The sequence below is a fragment of the Pseudomonas sp. genome (assembly GCF_035554175.1).
Taxonomy (GTDB): domain Bacteria; phylum Pseudomonadota; class Gammaproteobacteria; order Pseudomonadales; family Pseudomonadaceae; genus Aquipseudomonas.
In genome coordinates, this window is the sequence record NZ_DATMIV010000019.1 from 250,682 (window position 1) to 268,423 (window position 17,742).

At 61.4% G+C, this 17,742-nt stretch carries 16 protein-coding genes; 6 read left to right on the forward strand and 10 right to left on the reverse strand.

Going from position 1 to position 17,742, the window contains the following annotated elements; all coding sequences use genetic code 11:
• Positions 1-207: 207 nt before the first annotated feature.
• Positions 208-1,137 carry an AraC family transcriptional regulator gene (locus VNV36_RS09410; RefSeq protein ID WP_325717523.1) on the forward strand — a complete coding sequence of 310 codons (930 nt, stop codon included), beginning with the start codon at positions 208-210 and terminating at the stop codon, positions 1,135-1,137.
• 125 nt (positions 1,138-1,262) lie between these two features.
• Here VNV36_RS09410 and VNV36_RS09415 read toward each other — a convergent pair whose 3' ends face one another.
• From VNV36_RS09415 to VNV36_RS09440, 6 genes are all read right to left on the reverse strand, one after another.
• Entirely contained in the window at positions 1,263-2,318 is a 1,056-nt protein-coding gene (locus VNV36_RS09415) for an ABC transporter ATP-binding protein (protein ID WP_325717524.1), read from the reverse strand.
• Between the two features lie 13 nt (positions 2,319-2,331).
• On the reverse strand, positions 2,332-3,180 hold the full coding sequence (locus VNV36_RS09420) for an ABC transporter permease (protein ID WP_325717525.1): 849 nt from the start codon (positions 3,178-3,180) through the stop codon (positions 2,332-2,334).
• Complete coding sequence (locus VNV36_RS09425; RefSeq protein ID WP_325717526.1) at positions 3,177-4,085, reverse strand: ABC transporter permease; 909 nt, start codon at positions 4,083-4,085, stop codon at positions 3,177-3,179. Before VNV36_RS09425 ends, VNV36_RS09420 begins: the two co-directional genes overlap by 4 nt.
• A gap of 201 nt (positions 4,086-4,286) precedes the next feature.
• Positions 4,287-5,390, reverse strand: a complete 1,104-nt coding sequence (locus tag VNV36_RS09430; RefSeq protein ID WP_325717527.1) for an ABC transporter substrate-binding protein — start codon at positions 5,388-5,390, stop codon at positions 4,287-4,289.
• Between the two features lie 215 nt (positions 5,391-5,605).
• Complete coding sequence (locus tag VNV36_RS09435; protein WP_325717528.1) at positions 5,606-7,057, reverse strand: aldehyde dehydrogenase family protein; 1,452 nt, start codon at positions 7,055-7,057, stop codon at positions 5,606-5,608.
• Positions 7,054-8,691: a 5-guanidino-2-oxopentanoate decarboxylase gene (locus VNV36_RS09440; RefSeq protein WP_325717711.1), complete on the reverse strand. Its 1,638-nt coding sequence runs from the start codon at positions 8,689-8,691 to the stop codon at positions 7,054-7,056. The genes VNV36_RS09435 and VNV36_RS09440 overlap by 4 nt, the downstream gene beginning before the upstream one ends.
• A 218-nt stretch (positions 8,692-8,909) precedes the next feature.
• Between VNV36_RS09440 and VNV36_RS09445 the strand changes: the two genes are divergently transcribed.
• A complete protein-coding gene (locus VNV36_RS09445; protein WP_325717529.1) occupies positions 8,910-9,791 on the forward strand; it encodes a LysR substrate-binding domain-containing protein in 882 nt (293 codons plus the stop codon).
• A 109-nt stretch (positions 9,792-9,900) separates the two neighbouring features.
• On the opposite strand, the gene VNV36_RS09450 is transcribed toward VNV36_RS09445, so the two are convergent.
• Positions 9,901-10,515: an NAD(P)-dependent oxidoreductase gene (locus VNV36_RS09450; protein WP_325717530.1), complete on the reverse strand. Its 615-nt coding sequence runs from the start codon at positions 10,513-10,515 to the stop codon at positions 9,901-9,903.
• 40 nt (positions 10,516-10,555) lie between these two features.
• Positions 10,556-11,434 carry an MBL fold metallo-hydrolase gene (locus VNV36_RS09455; RefSeq protein ID WP_325717531.1) on the reverse strand — a complete coding sequence of 293 codons (879 nt, stop codon included), beginning with the start codon at positions 11,432-11,434 and terminating at the stop codon, positions 10,556-10,558.
• Between the two features lie 113 nt (positions 11,435-11,547).
• Here VNV36_RS09455 and VNV36_RS09460 point away from each other — a divergent pair, with 113 nt between their 5' ends.
• Positions 11,548-12,453 (forward strand): LysR family transcriptional regulator, encoded by a 906-nt coding sequence (locus VNV36_RS09460; protein WP_325717532.1) that lies wholly within the window; start codon positions 11,548-11,550, stop codon positions 12,451-12,453.
• A 140-nt stretch (positions 12,454-12,593) separates the two neighbouring features.
• Entirely contained in the window at positions 12,594-12,770 is a 177-nt protein-coding gene (locus tag VNV36_RS09465; protein ID WP_016773438.1) for a hypothetical protein, read from the forward strand.
• A gap of 130 nt (positions 12,771-12,900) precedes the next feature.
• Here the strand turns inward: VNV36_RS09465 and VNV36_RS09470 are convergent, their stop codons facing one another.
• Positions 12,901-13,791, reverse strand: coding sequence for a helix-turn-helix domain-containing protein (locus tag VNV36_RS09470; RefSeq protein ID WP_325717533.1), 891 nt, complete (start codon positions 13,789-13,791; stop codon positions 12,901-12,903).
• A gap of 175 nt (positions 13,792-13,966) precedes the next feature.
• Between VNV36_RS09470 and pobA the strand changes: the two genes are divergently transcribed.
• Both pobA and VNV36_RS09480 read left to right on the forward strand, forming a co-directional pair.
• Complete coding sequence (pobA, locus tag VNV36_RS09475) at positions 13,967-15,160, forward strand: 4-hydroxybenzoate 3-monooxygenase (protein WP_325717534.1); 1,194 nt, start codon at positions 13,967-13,969, stop codon at positions 15,158-15,160.
• A gap of 78 nt (positions 15,161-15,238) precedes the next feature.
• A complete protein-coding gene (locus VNV36_RS09480; protein ID WP_325717535.1) occupies positions 15,239-16,756 on the forward strand; it encodes an MDR family MFS transporter in 1,518 nt (505 codons plus the stop codon).
• Between the two features lie 126 nt (positions 16,757-16,882).
• Here the strand turns inward: VNV36_RS09480 and VNV36_RS09485 are convergent, their stop codons facing one another.
• Positions 16,883-17,731, reverse strand: coding sequence for a cache domain-containing protein (locus VNV36_RS09485; protein ID WP_325717536.1), 849 nt, complete (start codon positions 17,729-17,731; stop codon positions 16,883-16,885).
• Between the last annotated feature and the right edge of the window lie 11 nt (positions 17,732-17,742).

The window sequence follows — 17,742 nt, forward strand, 5'->3', positions numbered from 1 at the left end:
GAGCTGCCGAAGGCTGCGATCTTTTGATTTTGCCTTGAAGATCAACGGATCGCAGCCTTCGGCAGCTCCTACAGGGTGGCATGGCGCCAGACGCGGAAATAGCTCCGGGCAGAATCAGGCAAGCATTTGGCAGAATGTGGCTACCGCCGCTGCTTGCACAAACATATGCTCTGCTGCATTCCCCCTCACTTGCCGAGGATGCCGTGCATGACGTCATTCGATCGTTTTCAAGCCGAACCCAGCGCCGACATGGAAAAGCAGCGCGCGGAACTGGCGGCGATCATCCGCCGCAACACCAGCGACGATGGCAGCTACCAGACCGCCATCGGTTCGCTGGTGATGTCGCGTCACACCAAGTCCCATGACTTCGCCCCGGTGCTCGCGCAGCCCGCGCTGTGCATCATGGCGCAGGGGCGCAAAGAGGTACGGTTGGCCGATGAGTTCTTCAACTACGACCCGCTCAATTATCTGGTGGTATCGGTTTCGATGCCGCTGAGCGGGCGCGTGGTCAACGTCTCGCCAGAGGAACCGATCCTCGCCGTGCGCCTGGACATCGACCCGGCCGAAATCACCGCACTGATCGCCGATGCCGGCCCGATGGGCGTGCCGACCCGGCCTACCGGGCGCGGTCTGTACGTCGAAAAGATCGACAGTGCCATGCTCGATGCGGTGCTGCGCCTGGCCCGGCTGCTCGATGCACCGAAGGACATCGCCATGCTCGCGCCGCTGATTCGGCGCGAGATTTTGTATCGCCTGCTGCGCAGCCCGCAGGGTCATCGCTTGTATGAGATTGCGATTGCCAACAGCCAGAGCCACCGCATCAGCCAGGCGATCAAATGGCTCAACGGCCATTTCGAGCAGCCGCTGCGCATCGATGATCTGGCCCGGGAAGTGAACCTCAGCGTGTCGACCCTGCATCATCGTTTCAAGGCGATGACGGCGATGAGTCCGTTGCAGTATCAGAAGCAATTGCGCCTGCAAGAGGCGCGGCGCCTGATGCTGACTGAAGGACTGGAAGCGTCGGCGGCGGGGTATCGCGTGGGCTATGAAAGCCCGTCGCAGTTCAGCCGCGAATACAGCCGCTTGTTTGGCGCGCCGCCGTTGCGGGATCTGGCGCGATTGCGGTTGTCGGTCTGATCCGGGTTTGGTAGCGCTGCTGATGAAGCCATCGCGAGCAGGCTCACTCCTACAGTGGAACGCATTCCACATGCAGGAGTGAGCCTGCTCGCGATGAGGCCGAAATGATCACTGCCCCATCCGGATCAGCCCCCCAACACCCGACACGCCTCTACCGGCAACGTCACCGACACCGGATGGCCGATCCCCAGCCCGATCCCCTGACACGGCGTACTCAGCGCGGTAAACGTCACGCCGGAACACTCCACCGTGGTCTCGATCGTCGCGCCGATATCGCGCACGAATGTCACCTTGCCCAGCAAACGATTGCCCGCCGTGGCCTGCGGTGCCGACAGTTGCAGGTCTTCCGGGCGAATCAGCATCTTCACTTTCTGCCCGACGACGATGCTGCTGCAGATCGGCACCTGCAGCGCGTCACCGCCCGGCAGGCTGACCTTGCCATCGCCCAGCGCCGTGGCCGGAAAGATATTGCCCGAGCCGATAAAGTCGGCGACGAACTCATTGGCCGGGTGCCGATAGATTTCAATCGGCGTACCGACCTGCTGTACTTTGTGTTCGCCGAGCACGACGACGATATCGGCCATGGTCATCGCTTCGCGCTGATCGTGGGTGACCATGATCGTGGTGATGTTCAGGCGTTGTTGCAGTTGCCGGATTTCCACCTGCATCGACTCACGCAACTTGGCGTCGAGCGCCGACAGCGGTTCGTCGAGCAAAAGGATTTTCGGGTGTGAAGCAATCGCCCGGGCAATCGCCACCCGTTGGCGCTGCCCGCCGGAGAGTCTGGCTACCGGACGATCGATCATTGCCTGCAACTGGATCAGCTCGAGCAACTCCACGACACGTTTTTGCTGATCAGCCTTGCCGACGCCACGCAACTTGAGCGGATAAGCGATGTTCTCGCCGACGGTCATGTGCGGGAACAGCGCCAGCGACTGGAAGACCATGCCGAAGTTACGCAAGTGCGCCGGGGTGTGCCCAATGTTCTCGCCGTCCAGGCGTATCTCGCCGCCGGAAAGGGTTTCCAGCCCGGCGATCATCCGCAACAAGGTGGTTTTGCCGCAGCCGGACGGGCCGAGGAAGCACACCAGTTTGCCTTCCGGCAAATGCAGGTTGACGTCTTGTACCGCGCAAGCCGAGCCGTAATGTTTCTCGACGTTTTCCAGAATCAGACCAGTCATGTTGCACCTCAAATCAAAAGGAAACGCCGCCCTCGCCCACCAGTTTCTCCAGCGCCCAGATCAGGACGAAGTCGATCAGGACGATCAGCACGGCAAACGAGAACACGGTAGGGTCAAGCGATGACACGGTGCGGCTGTACATCCAGATCGGCACGGTCATGACGTCGATGGTGTAGAGGAAGTAGGTCACGGTGAATTCGTTGAACGAGACGATGAACGCCAGCAGCATGCCCGCCAGAATCCCCGATTTCATCAACGGCACCACCACATCGACGATTGCGCGCAGTGGCGAGGCGCCGAGCATCCGTGCCGCTTCTTCGACTTCGCCGCCGATGGACAACATCGCCGCTGTGCAGTTTTTCACCACGAACGGCAGCGCCAGAATCACATGGGCGATGACCAGCCGCGACGTGGTCATGTGGAACGGCAGGCTGTCGAACACCAACAGCAATGCCAGCCCCAGCACCACCATCGGGAACACCAGCGGCAGCGACATCAGTTGCAGGGCCACGGCCTTGCCGCGGAACTCGCAACGGGTCAGCGCATAAGCGGCCGGCACGGCAATCAGCGTGGCGAAGATCATGGTCAGGCATGACACCAACAGGCTGGTGGCCATCGCCTGACCGAGGCTCAGCACGTCGCTGGCGTCGGGTGCAACGAAGGTGTGCCAGGCGGCCTTGTACCATTGCAGGCTGTAACTGCTCGGCGGGAAGTCGAGGTTCGACGCACCGCTGAACGACATGACGATCATGGTCAGGATCGGCAACACCGCCAGCAACAGAATGATCCCGGAGAGCATGCCGGCGAACTTGCCGGTGTCGCCGGGCAACAACGCCATACGCTTTTTCCTCAGAACACTCATTGCGAAGCCTCCAGCAGACGCCGACGACGGCCGGTGATGTATTCGGATAACGTCATGATCGCCAGCGTGGTGACGATCAGCACCACACCGGCAGCCGATGCGGCGGGCCAGTTCATCAGCGGCGCGATCTGGTCATGCACCATCACGGCGAGCATCGGCACGCGCCGACCGCCGAGCAGCAACGGCACGACAAAACTGCTGGCGTTGTAGGCGAACACCAACGTCGCACCGGTGATGATGCCCGGCAGGCTCATCGGCAACACCACCTGGCGAAACACCTGAAAACGACTGGCGCCAAGAGTTGCCGCCGCTTCTTCATAGGTGCGGGCAACGCCGCGCATGGCACTGGCAATCGGTAACACGGCCAGCGGAAACGCGGTCTGCACCAGCCCCATCAGCACGCCGTTCTGGTTGTACAGCAACATGATCGGTCGCTTGATCAGACCCAGTCCCATCAGGGTCTGGTTGAGCATCCCGCCGGGGCCGAGAATCACCAGCCAGCCGTAGCTTTGCAGCAGCAGGTTGACCAGCAACGGCAATAGCACTGCGGCGAGGAATACCCGCCGCAGAAACGGCGAGGTCAGCCGCGACATGGTGTACGCCACCGGGATCGCCAGCACCACCGCGATCACTGCGCTGATCAGTGCCAGACGCAACGTCAACAGCAGCGATTTGAGGTAATAGGGTTCAAGCAACTGCGCATAACTGGCCAGGCTTAAACCTGTCCATTCCGCGCCTTTGCTGCCGACGCTCATGCGCAGCACCAGCAGGCTGGCGGCGATCAGCACGCCGAGAAACAGCATCGACGGCGACAGGAAAAGCCACGCCCGCACAGTGGGCGATACACCGCGCGTCGGGCGCACGTCGGCAGCACCTGCCGTTCGGGTCAGGGTTTGATGTTCCATAGCAATGATCTCGTCAACGGCAAGCAACAGGATTGAAATCCGGGCAAAAAACCTGTGGCGAGGGAGCTTGCTCCCGCTGGGTCGCGAAGCGGCCCCATCAATGACTGAACGCACTCGCAAGGTTGCCGTTCAGATTGCGGCTGCTTCGCAGCCGAGCGGGAGCAAGCTCCCTCGCCACACAAGATCTTCAGGCCGCGAAAATCAGGAAGAAAAAATTTCCGTATAACGACGAATCCATTGGTCATGCACAGTCGCCAGGAAGGCGTTGTCGTGCATGATCGCCTTCTCGGCAATCTGTTCCGGCGTGAGGATGAACGGGCTCTTGCGGGCCTCGGCGGAAATGATTGCCTTGGCGTTGACCGGGCCGTTGTAGATGTCCTCGGCCATCTTGCCCTGCACCAGCGGGTCGAGGGAGTGGTCGATGAAGGCATAGGCCAAGTCGGTGTCGCCCGGGCGATTCTTCGGCATCACCGAGAGCATCAGGTCGGTGTAGAACCCTTCCTTCATGCCGAACGTCGCGCCGAGGCCGTAGTTCGGATCACGGATCTGCTTGGGGAAGAACGCCGGCGCATACAACCCGCCCATGTCCAGCGAACCCGTGCGGAACAGCTCGGCAATCTGATTCGGGTTTTCGCCCAGGGTCACCACGCGGTCCTTGAGCTCGGCGAGTTTCCTGAAACCCGGTTCGATGTTGTGTTCGTCACCGCCGGCCAGTTTCGCGGCGATGATGATCAGGTCCATCGCCTCGGTCCAGTTCGGCGGCGGCAGGAAAATATTCGGCGCCAGGTCCGGATCCCACAATGCCGCGTAACTGTCCGGCGCTTGTTTGAGCGTGCGGGTGCTGTAGACCAGACTGTTGCACCAGAGCAGGTAACCGATGCCGTGGCCGTTGGCGCCGGTGCGGTATTTTTCCGGCACGTCGATCAGGTTGGGGATCCGGTTGAGGTCGGGTTTCTCCAGCAGTCCGGCGGCGGCCAGACCTTCGGCGCCGACGCCCGCCAGAGTGATGATGTCGTATTGCGGACGGTCACCGCCGGCCTTGAGTTTGGCGACCATTTCCGAGGTGCTGCCGGTGCGGTCGGCGATAACCCTGGCGCCGGTTTTGGCTTCGAAGGTCGCGGCGATGTTGCGCAGGGCAGCCAGGCCGGTGTCATCCGACCAGGTCAGCAAACGCAGAGTCTTGCCGGCAAAGCGGGTATCGCTGGCACTCGCCCGGATCAAGGGCATGCTCAGGGCGGCCGCAGCCACCGACGCCACGCCCACGGTTTTGATGAATTGACGCCTGTTCAGATCGTGCTCGCCCATGACGGACTCCCTTTGTTGTTTTAAGTATGAGATTGGTCGCAACCGTTGCATCCGCGCGGCCTGTCCTGCGCCAGCCCCGGTTCACAAGGGCTTCAGCGCTGCCGACGGTTCATCCTGAGGTCGTGCAAAACACCTGACTATCGATAAAAACTCATTGAAGCCATGATGCCGACGCATGCCTCCTTGCGAGGCATGCGCTGACCTTTTTCGGGCGCTCAGTGCGCCCGGATCACATGTTTGATTTCCTGAAAAGCCTGCAGGCCCCACGGCCCCAATTCGCGCCCAAGGCTGCTCTGCTTGTAACCACCCCACGCCGCCTGCGGGAAGATCACCTGCGGCGCGTTGACCCACACAAGCCCTGCCTGCAGGGCGTTGGCGACACGGTCGGCGGTTGCGGGGTTACGCGTCACCACACTGGCGACCAGACCGAACTGGCTGTCGTTGGCCAGGGCGATCGCCTCGGCTTCGCTGCTGAAACTGCGCACACAGACCACCGGCCCGAAGATCTCTTCGCACCACAACGCACTGTCGAGGGGCACCTCGGTGAACACGGTCGGCTGCAAAAAATAGCCGCGCGGCAGATGCGCCGGACGATTGCCGCCGCACACCAGTTTCGCCCCGGCACTCAGACCACGATCGATGTGGCCGAGGACGCGCTGGTATTGCGCCTGGTTGACCAGCGCGCCCATCTCCACGTTCGGGTCAAACGGGTCGGCGACGCGAATAGCCTGGGCACGTTGTCGTAGACCTTCGAGAAATTCATCCGCCAGCTCATCGGCCACCAGTACGCGACTGGTGGCCGAACACATCTGCCCGGCGTTAAAGAACCCGCCACCGCAAGCCAGCTCAACGGCCAGCTCGATATCGGCATCATCGAGCACCAACAGCGAAGACTTGCCGCCCAGTTCGAGGCTCACGCCTTTCACCGTTTCCGCGGCGCGCTGCATCACCTGGACACCGACCGCGTTGCTGCCGGTGAAGGAGATCTTGGCGACGCGCGGGTCCGCCGAAAGCGGTGCGCCTACGGCCAGCCCTGTGCCGCAGACCAGGTTGAACACGCCGTCGGGCAAACCGGACTGCGCAATGATCGCTGCCAGTCCCAGTTCCGGCAGCGGCGTCACTTCCGAAGGTTTCAGCACCACACAGCAACCCGCAGCCAGGGCGGGCGCGAGTTTCCACGCGGTGGTGACCATGGGGAAATTCCACGGCACGATCAGCCCGACCACGCCGCACGGTTCGCGGCGCAGGCGTGCGCTGAAGTCGTCGCTGGGCAGTGCCACGTCGCTGTCCTGTTGCGCGTCGAGGCGTTCGGCGAGTTCGGCGTAATACTCGAAAGTGGCAATGACGTCATCGACATCGATGGCCGCCTCGAACTGCGGTTTGCCGTTGTTGCTCGACTGCAGTTTCATCAAGTGATCGCGACCGTTGCGCACGCCATTGGCGATGTTACGCAGGATCGCCCCGCGTTCGGCACCGGTGGTTTTCGACCAGTCCCTGAACGCTACGGTTGCCGCGCTGATGGCTTGATCGACGGCTTGCTCGTCACCGCCATTGACCGTGGTCAGCAGCGCCTCGCTGGCCGGGTTGATCACTCGCAGATGTTCGCGGCCCGCCGACCATTGGCCGTTGATGAACAGGCCGTCGAGCGTGGTTGGAAAAGTGATCATGGGGCCACCGCCTGCATCCATTGGGTCTGGTCGATTTCAATCAGCGTCGGCCCTTGCCGGTCCGTCGCGCTACGCAGCGCGGCGCGCAGTTGTGCGATATCGCTGATGGCCTGCGCGGCGCAACCGAGGGCCTTGGCCACGGCAATGAAGTCCGGGGTGTAGATGTCCACGCCGACCGGATCGATGGCGCGGTTGACCATGTATTTCTTGATCTCTTCGTAACCCTGGTTATTCCACAGCAGCACGATCACCGGCACCCGCGCTTCGACGGCGCTGGCCAGTTCCGGCAGAGTGAATTGCAAGCCGCCGTCGCCGATCAGGCACACCACCGCCGGTCGCCGCCCGCCCTCGACGCTGCCGCCGAGCCATGCGCCAATGGCCGCCGGCAAGGCATAACCGAGGGTGCCGTAACCGGTCGAGGCGTTGAACCAGCGACGTGGACGTTCGGGGTTGAAAGTCAGGTTGCCGGTGTACACCGGTTGCGTGGAGTCGCCGACGAACACCGCCTCAGGCAGTTCGTGCAACACGGTTTGGAGCAAACGCGTTTGGGCGAGGGTGGGTGCGTCCCAGGTCGCGCTCAATTCTTCACGCAGACGTGCGGCCCGCACATGGCCCCAGTCGCTGCGGCGCAGAGCCAGGGTTTTTTGCTCCAGCGCGCCGAGCAATGCTTGCGCGGCATGGCGCGCGTCGGCGACCAGCGCGACGTGCGGCGGATAGTTGCGCACCGTCTGATCGGCATCGATGTCGATGCGCAGCAGCTTGCCGGGAATCCTGAAGCCGCCAGCGAAGGTCACGTCGTAATCGGTCTCGGCCAGCTCGGTGCCGATCGCCAGCACAACGTCGGCCTCGGCCACCAGCGCGCGAGTGGCGACCAGGCTCTGGGTCGAACCGATCAGCAGCGGATGGCTGGACGGCAGCATGCCTTTGGCGTTGATGGTCAGCGCCACGGGGGCATCGAGCATCTCGGCGATTCGGGTCAGCTGCGCCGCCGCGTCGATGGCTCCGCCACCGGCCAGAATCAGTGGTCGTTGTGCGCCGGCCAGCAGTTCAGTCATGCGGCTCACCGCACCCGGCGCGGCACCAGCGCGATCGATGTTCACCGGCACGCTGGCGAGCAAGTCATCGGCCTCTTCGACCAGAACGTCCAGCGGAATTTCGATGTGCACCGGACGTGGTCGCCCGGCCTGGAACAAGGCAAATGCACGCGCCAGCACTACCGGTAGCTCGGCGGCGGACATCAGCGTATGCGAGAACGCTGCGACGCCGCCGACCAGTGCGCTCTGGTTCGGCAACTCATGCAGCTTGCCGCGCCCACCGCCCAACTGACTGCGCGACTGCACGCTGGAGATCACCAGCATCGGAATCGAATCGGCATAGGCCTGCCCCATGGCGGTGGTGATGTTGGTCATGCCCGGGCCAGTGATGATGAAACACACCCCCGGCTTGCCACTGGTGCGCGCATAACCGTCGGCCATGAAACCCGCGCCCTGCTCATGCCTGGGCGTGACGTGGTTGATGCTCGAACGGGCCAGACCGCGATACAGCTCCACGGTGTGCACGCCCGGAATGCCGAACACCTGCTCGACCCCATAATTTTCCAACAGCTTGACCAGTACTTCGCCGCACGTTGCCATGTCGATTGCCCTTTCATTCACTGAACACTCCCTGTGGGAGCGAGCCTGCTCGCGAACAGGCGGTCCAGCCACTATCAGTGTCGAACCTTGAACCGCCTTCGCGAGCAGGCTCGCTCCCACAGGGTCGGTGGAGTGCCCATTGGAACGGCGCACAGCTAGCGGCAACAATCGATTAAAAGTCATACTAGCCATGTCCTCACGTCATATCTCGGATCGCCATGAAACGCTTGCCTCCCCTGCCCGCGCTGCACACGTTTCTGATCACCGCCCAGTGCTGCAACTTCACCCGCGCCGCCGAACAGTTGCATATCACCCAGGGCGCGGTGAGCCGGCAGATCGCCGGGCTGGAAGAACATCTTGGTTATCCATTGTTCATTCGTCTGGCCCGAGGCCTGGCGCTGACCGCTGAAGGACGTGAATGGCTGCTGCAAGTGGAAAAGGTCTTCGGTCTGATCAGCGAGGCCGCTGAACAGATCGGGCTCAGGCACCAGACCTTGCAACTCAAGGCTCCGAGTTGCGTGATGCGCTGGCTGTTGCCGCGCCTGCTGCAGTGGCAGAAGGAACGCCCGGATGTGCCGGTCAAACTGACGGCCTCGCTGCAGCACGGGGTCGATTTCCAGCGCGAGCCATTCGATGCCGCGGTGATTTACGGCCCGCCGCCGGACAATTCGCCGGGCGCATTGCACCTGTTCGACGAGCAACTGACGCCGGTGTGCTCGCCGCAATTGTTCCAGGGCGTGCCCGCGTTGAATTCGCCAGAGGATTTGCAACAGCACCTGTTGTTGCATCCGACCCTCGACCTTCAGGACTGGTCGGTGTGGCTGCGTGCAGCCGGATTGCAGCTGAGCAACCTCGGCAGCGGCCAGCATTTCGAAACCCTGGATCAGGCGATGTCGATGGCGTCCCACGGCACGGGTGTGGCGATCGGGGACTGGTCGCTGATAGGCGATGATCTGAGCGCCGGGCGGTTGGTGATGCCGTTTGCGTTGAAGGTCAAGACGGGGTTGGCGTATTACGTGGTGGTGCCTGCGGGAGCCGAACCGTCCGCGCAGCTGGAGGAGCTGATGCTCTGGCTGGTTGAGCAGGCTCATACCCGCTGAACACCGTGATACCTTGCAGGAGCTGCCGAAGGCTGCGATCTTTTGATCTTGAAAAGCAAAATCAAAAGATCGCAGCCTTCGGCAGCTCCTACACGGATCGCATTTCGGATCAGTAACCGACGGTGTAGCGCTGCCGCGAATGCTTCGGCGTTTCCACTTCGTCGATCAGCGCAATCGCGTAATCGGCAAACGTTATCCAGCTACGCCCTTGTGCACTGACCAACAGATGATCCTTGCCGAGGCGGAAAGTACCGCTGCGCTCACCTTCGACAAACTCTGCCGACGGCGACAGGAAAGTCCAGTCCAGTGCCTGCTCCTGACGCAGCGCCTCAAGGAACGCAGCCCCGGCACTGGCCTCGGTTTTGTACTCGGCCGGGAAACCTGCACTGTCGATCACCCGCGTGTCATCCGGCAGCAATAGCGAACCGGCGCCCCCTACCACCAGCAGTCGCTTGACCCCGGCCTGCTTCAGCGGCCCGACAATCGCCTGCGCCGGCACGCTGGCGAAATGCGCAGCCGTGATTACAACGTCGTGACCGGCCACTGCCGCTTGCAGCGCCGCCGAATCCAGCACATCGACATTCTTGCTGACCACACCGGCGCGACTGCCGATGCTTGATGTATCCCGGGCGATGGCGGTGACACTGTGCCCGCGGCGCAGGGCTTCTTCCAGCAGTTGGCTACCGGCACGTCCGGTGGCGCCAATGATTGCGATCTTGCTCATGACATTCTCCAGTTGGCTTGAGTGGGTATTCGGATTCGGTTTACCACTGCATTTCGCCTTTGGCGACTTTCGCGCTCAGCTCCAGCGAGCTTTCTTCGCCAAGTTGCGGGTAGCGCTTCTTCATCGCCGCGATCAGTGCAGCGGAATCCTTGGCCCTGGCGGTTTCGGCATCGAACGCCTTGATGTAATCAGCAGTGAATTTCACGCTGGTCAGCGAGCGGCTGCTGTCACCGAGGAAGTGACCCGGCACCACGGTTTTCGGTTTCAGGCCTTCGATGGTGTGCAGGGTGTGCAGCCAGTCGGCATGGGACTGCGCAGTCTGGGTGTCGGCCATCCACACATGAATGTTCTCGGCGACCACCACGCCACCGACCACGGCCTTGAGCGACGGGATCCACACGAAGCTGCGATCAGGCTGTTTGCCATCGAGGCCGATCACCTGCAGCTTCTGGCCTTCGAGGGTCAGGCTGTCACCCTTGAGCACGTCCGGGACGATGGTTTTTGCCGGCACATCGGCGCCCATTTTTGGACCCCAGTAGGCCAGTTTGCCGTCGACGGTGTGCTTGATGTGCTCGACAGTCGGTTGCGACGCCAGCACTTTCGCCTGTGGGAATGCCTTGGTCAGGGTGTCGAGGCCGAAGTAGTAATCCGGGTCACCGTGGCTGATGTAGATGGCGGTCAATTGCTTGCCGCTGGCGCGGATCTTTTCCACCACTTGCTCAGCCTGGGATTTGCCGAATTGGGCATCGACCAGAATCGCTTCCTTCTCACCGCTGACCAACACCGAGCTCACCGGAAAAATCGCGTTTGTGCCTGGGTTGTAGACATCCAGGCGCAGCTCGGCCGCAGATGCATGGGCAGCAAAGCCGAAAAATGCAGCGACGAGCAGAACGCGTTTGAATGGGGTGAAACCGATCATGGGTTGCTCCGGGGTTCGAATGCCAGGTTGGCGATGCAACAGAGCTTAGTTGCCTGACTCAGTACAAAAAATGCGATGCTTGGACATAGTTTGTTTCTGAAAGCGGGCAAATCATGGATCGTCTTCAAGCAATGCGAGTGTTCGTCACGGTGGTGGATCTGGGCAGCCAGTCAGCAGCGGCCGATCACCTGGACCTGTCGCGGCCAGTGGTTTCGCGCTATCTGGCGGAGCTGGAAGACTGGGTCGGTGCACGGCTGATGCACCGCACCACGCGCAAGTTGAGCCTGACCGCCGCCGGCAGCGAAATCCTCCCCCGTTGCCGACAGATGATCGAGCTGTCGACCGACATGCAAGCCGCCGTCAGCGAGCCCCATGACACGCCGCGCGGCCTGCTGCGGATCAGCGTCAGCACCTCGTTCGGTCAGGCACAACTGGCCGATGCGATGGCGGCATACGTCAAGCGTTACCCCGGCGTGAGCATCGACCTGCAAATGCTCGATCGCACGGTGAATCTGGTCGATGAGCGCATCGATCTGGCGATTCGTACCAGCAACGACCTCGATCCCAACCTGATCGCCCGGCGCCTGACCGTATGTCGCTCGGTGGTCTGCGCCGCGCCGGCTTATCTGCATGAGCATCCGGCGCCTTCACGGATCGAAGACCTGAGCCGGCACAATTGCCTGACACATTCGTACTTTGGCAAGAGCCTGTGGCATTTCGAAGTGGATGGCGAACCGGTGTCGGTGCCGGTGCAGGGCAATATCAGCGCCAATGAAGCCAGCACCCTGCTTCGCGCAACCCTAGCCGGCGCGGGCGTGGCGATGCTACCGACGTATCAGGCCGGCGTGCATATTCACAGCGGCGAATTGCTGCGCCTGCTGCCGCACGCCGAACCGCGGCAGATGAATATTTACGCGGTATACGCCTCGCGCAAACACATGCCGGCGGCACTGCGCAGCATGCTCGATTTTCTTGTTCAGCGTTTCCCCGAGAATCCTGCGTGGGATGTCGGCCTGTAAAAAATCAAAAGATCGCAGCCTTCGGCAGCGCCTACATTTGGAATGCATTCTCCCTGTAGGAGCTGCCGAAGGCTGCGATCTTTTGATCTTGTTCTATGCTGAAAGTAATACCGCAAGGTAGACGTTCAGAGGTCCACGCCATGAACATCAAAACAAAAAGGTACGCCGCGATTTTCATCACCTGCGCCGCCACGCTGGCGCTGTATGGCACTGCGGCCTGGCGGGTCGAGCAGTTGCGCCAGCTGCCGCGCGAGTATGCGAGTTGCAACTATGAGCGGTGTATTCCGCACAATGCCACGCTGAACGCGCTGCGCTGATTTTTCTGTCTGGAATGTCGCTCCTGTGGGAGCGAGCCTGCTCGCGAATGCGGTGTGTCAGCCAGCATCTTTGCTGAATGAAGGAACGTATTCGCGAGCAGGCTCACTCCTGCAGGGTCTGCCGGTGCTCTCAGGATTGTTGCTCGGCCTTCAAGCGGTCGCGGAATGCCTTTGGCGAAATCCCCACCCGGCGGCGGAACAGGCGAGTGAAGTTGGTCGGATCGGAAAACCCCAACAGCTCTGACATCTCGTAAATGGTCATGCTGGTGTACGTCAGCAGACGCTTGGCCTCCAGTAACTGACGCTCATGCATGATCTGCAACGCCGGCTGCCCGGCCAGTTCACGGCAGGTGCCGTTGAGGTGCGATACGGAAATGCCCAAGCGATGGGCGAGGTCTTCGACCTTGACGTGCTGGCGGTAAGTCTCCTCCACCAACTGAATGAAACCGTTGAGGTATTCGCGCTGGCGTTGCGGGCGCTGACTGGCCTTATGGCGCACGATCGCCTGGCGGCTGACCCAGACCATGATCACGCTGACCAGCGAATGCATGAGCATTTCCCGCGCCGGTTGATGACCGTTGTACTCGCCCTGCAGCGCCGAAAACAGGCTGTTCAGATAATCACCGTCCTTGCCGGCCGGGTAGTTTTCCGCGCGGGCCAGGGCGTGTACCGAGTCGCCCAGTTGCGCCTGCAAGTGGTTGATCAGCGGCGTCGCCAGCGTGACGATGAAGCCTTCGACGTCCTCGGAGAAACGAAAGCCGTGCACCGACAGCGGTGGCAGGACTTGAATCGCCGGTGTCTCGAGCTGGGTGCGCTGGCCTTCGATCTCAAGCTCTGCCTGACCTTTGAAAACGAACAACAGCTGGCACAGATCCGCGTGGCGGTGAGGTTTGATTTCCCATTGATGTTCGCGACTGCGTGAGGAAATGGTTTCACAGTGCAGCAAGTCCGGAGTCGGCCAGTCCAGGCTTTCACCATAGAGCTTGAACACCGGAATCGAAGGCAGGGCAGGCTTGTTCATCACTTCAATCCAGGCCTCGGGGTTGTGGGCGATAATCGCACCGATTGGCAGAATGTACAGATTTCGGCTCAGTTTTCACCTTCAATTGACAGACCCGCAAGGGAAAAATGCAAGCACTCGATCCATAAATCATTCACCGGCGTTTGCTGGGTGAAGCTTGCGAGTCATAAAAACAATGAAAACCTTGAAAACCCAAGTCGCCATTATCGGCGCCGGTCCCTCCGGACTGCTTCTCGGCCAGTTGCTGCACAACGCTGGCATCGACACACTTATCCTCGAACGCCAGACGCCTGATTACATTCTTGGGCGCATCCGTGCCGGTGTGCTTGAACAAGGCATGGTAGAGCTGTTGCGTCAGGCCGGTGTCGGTCAGCGAATGGATGCCGAAGGTCTGGTTCATGGCGGTTTTGATCTGGCGCTGGACGGGCGTCGAGTGCATATCGATCTGCATCGGCTGACCGGCGGCAAAACCGTCATGGTCTACGGTCAGACCGAGGTGACCGGTGACCTGATGGCCGCTCGTCGGGACGCCGGCGCAACGACAATTTACCAAGCCAACAACGTCATCCCCCACGGCATGAAAAGCGACGAAGCGTTCGTCACTTTCGAAAAGGACGGTGAAACCTGGCGCGTCGATTGCGATTACATCGCCGGTTGCGATGGTTTCCATGGCGTCGCGCGGCAGGCGATTCCTGCCGATTGCCTGAAGACGTTCGAGCGGGTCTATCCATTCGGCTGGCTGGGGATCCTCGCCGATACGCCACCCGTTCACGATGAGCTGGTTTATGCCCGGCACGAACGTGGCTTCGCCCTGTGCAGCATGCGTTCGGCCACGCGCACCCGCTACTACCTGCAAGTGCCGGCGGATGAAAGCATCGATGACTGGAGCGATCAGCGTTTCTGGGATGAGCTGAAAAAACGCCTGCCGCAGGCTCTCGCGGAAAAACTGGTGACCGGCCCCTCGATCGAAAAAAGCATCGCGCCGCTGCGCAGCTTTGTCGTCGAACCGATGCAGTACGGCTGCATGTTTCTGGTTGGCGACGCCGCGCATATCGTCCCGCCTACAGGCGCCAAAGGTTTGAACCTCGCCGCCAGCGACGTCAGCACGCTGTTCGACATCCTGCTCAAGGTCTATCGCCAAGGTCGCACGGATCTTCTGGAAAAATATTCGGAGATTTGCCTGCGTCGGGTGTGGAAAGCCGAGCGGTTTTCCTGGTGGATGACATCGATGCTGCATCGCTTCGACGAGCACGATGCATTCAGCCAGCGCATTTGCGCCTCGGAACTGGACTACTTCGTCAGCTCCGAAGCCGGGCAAAAAACCATTGCGGAAAATTACGTCGGGCTTCCATACGAGGCTATCGAATAGCCTGCTATCGACTTATAGTGGCGAGCACCCACCCGCTCGCCCTGAACGCGCGGGTCAATCACTGCCCGCAGGTTTTCCGTGACCACTCTCAATCAGCCTGAAACGCCGAAACCGGCCATTCGCAGCGTGCTGGTCGCCTTGATGATGGCGATCTTCCTTGGTGCGCTGGATCAGACCATCGTCGCCGTGTCGATGCCGGCCATCTCCGCACAATTCAAGGACGTCAGCCTGCTGGCCTGGGTGATTTCCGGCTACATGGTGGCGATGACCGTGGCGGTGCCAATCTACGGCAAGCTCGGCGACCTGTACGGGCGACGCAAACTGATGCTCTTCGGCATGGGCCTGTTCACCCTCGCCTCGCTGTTCTGCGGCATGGCGCAGAGCATGGAACAACTGGTGCTGGCGCGGATTCTTCAGGGCATCGGCGCCGGCGGCATGATCTCGGTGAGTCAGGCGATCATCGGCGACATCGTGCCGCCGCGCGAACGCGGCCGCTATCAGGGCTATTTCAGCAGCATGTACGCGGTAGCCAGCGTCGCCGGCCCGGTGCTCGGCGGCTACATGACCGAATATCTGTCATGGCGCTGGGTGTTTCTGATCAACCTGCCGCTGGGCCTGGGCGCCTGGTGGGTAGCGCGGCGCAACCTGCGCGGCTTGCCAATCCCACAGCGCAAACCGGTGATCGATTACCTCGGCACGGTGCTGATGATCATCGGCCTGACCGCGTTGTTGCTCGGCATCACCGAAGTCGGCCAAGGCCATGCATGGCGCAGCAGCGAAGTGCTCGGTCTGTTCACCTGCGCCGTATTGGTGCTGGCGCTGTTTGTCTGGCATGAGCGCCGGGCACGCGAGCCCTTGCTGCCAATGCACCTGTTTGCCAACCGCAATGCGCTGCTGTGCTGGTGCACGATCTTTTTCACCAGTTTCCAGGCGATTTCCCTGATCGTGCTGATGCCGCTGCGCTTTCAGAGTGTCACAGGTGCTGGCGCGGACAGCGCGGCATTGCACCTGCTGCCACTGGCGATGGGTTTGCCGATCGGCGCCTATTTCGCCGGGCGCCGCACGTCGATCACCGGGCGTTACAAACCACAGATCCTCACCGGCGCGATCCTTATGCCGATCTCGATTCTCGGTATGGCTTTCAGTGCGCCGCAAGCGACACTGCTCAGCGGTTTGTTCATGTTACTCAGTGGCATTGCCGGCGGCATGCAGTTCCCGACGTCCCTGGTCGGCACGCAAAACTCGGTAGAGCAACGGGACATCGGCGTGGCCACCAGCACCACCAACCTGTTCCGCTCGCTGGGTGGCGCGGTGGGTGTGGCGTTGATGTCGGCGCTGCTCCTGGCACTGTTGCACGACTCCAGTTTCGCCCACCTGGCGAGCAGTTCGCTGCTCAGCGAAGGACATTCGGGCAACGTCCTGCTCGATGGCCTGAACGCAGCACCGGGCGAGGCGCAGAATGCCTTGCGTGCGGAGCTGCTGGTGACCTTCCGGCATTTGCTCTGGGTCAGCACAGCGGTGTCGCTGCTGGGGCTGGCGGCGGCGATTGCCATGCCGAACAACCTGCTGCGCGGGCGCGAGCACGGCGCGAAATAATTGCCGCAACAGATACCCATGTGGGAGCGAGCCTGCTCGCGAAGGCGCAGCATCAGCCGACACATGGCTGGATGACACACCGCATTCGCGAGCAGGCTCGCTGCCACACGGGGGACGGTGTTTGGCTCACGGGCTGTAGTAACCCACTGCTACGAGGAAATGCCCGACCTTTTTCAGGTAGGCATGCTTGTCCTCGATCTTTCCGGTCACCGGGTTTTTCCAGCGGTATTCGTACTCACCCTCATCCTGCTTGCCGATCAGCGCCAGAATCGGCTCGCCCACCGGTTTGCCCTCCGGATCCTTGACCTTGCCGAAGTCGGTGTTGATCAAGCGCAGATTGGTGCCATGGCCGACATAGCGACCCGTGTTCAGATCGACCACGAACACATACAGATCATCCTGCAGGTAACCGCCCTTGAGCGAGTTGATCGCGGTCAGCGTGCCCTTTTCGTCCTTGGTCAGATCCGTCGCGGCTTTGTCCAGCAACGCTTTGGCCTGCTCGGCCGAAGCCCGCGGCAAGTAGTAACCGACCGCAAGAATGCGCTGCCCCACGCGCTGATAGAACACATGCTTGCGCTCGACCTTGCCGTCTGCCCAGTTCTGCCAGCGATATTCGGCCTGCTGGATGCCATTGCCTTCCGGCACTTTCAGCGCTTGCTTGAACGCCTTCTGCAGATCCGGCCCGAGCACTTCGCTGACATCGCGGCCGATCAGCGCCGATGAGGGGCCGCCGCTGGCGAGCATCACGCCTTGGGTGTCGAGGACGAACACGTAGCGATCCTTGTCGACGAACTCACCCTGGCGGCTGAACGCGGCGAACGCCTTGTCGCCATTGTCGTGGTAATACGCCAGGGCTTTTTCCAGCAGGGCGATGGCGGCCTGGCTGTCATCCCTGGCGGCAGTGGCGGCGCTGGCCTGGCCGAGTCCGGCCAGTAACACCAGGCAAAGCCCGGCCACTTTATGCAAAAACCCCATAGCGCATCCCT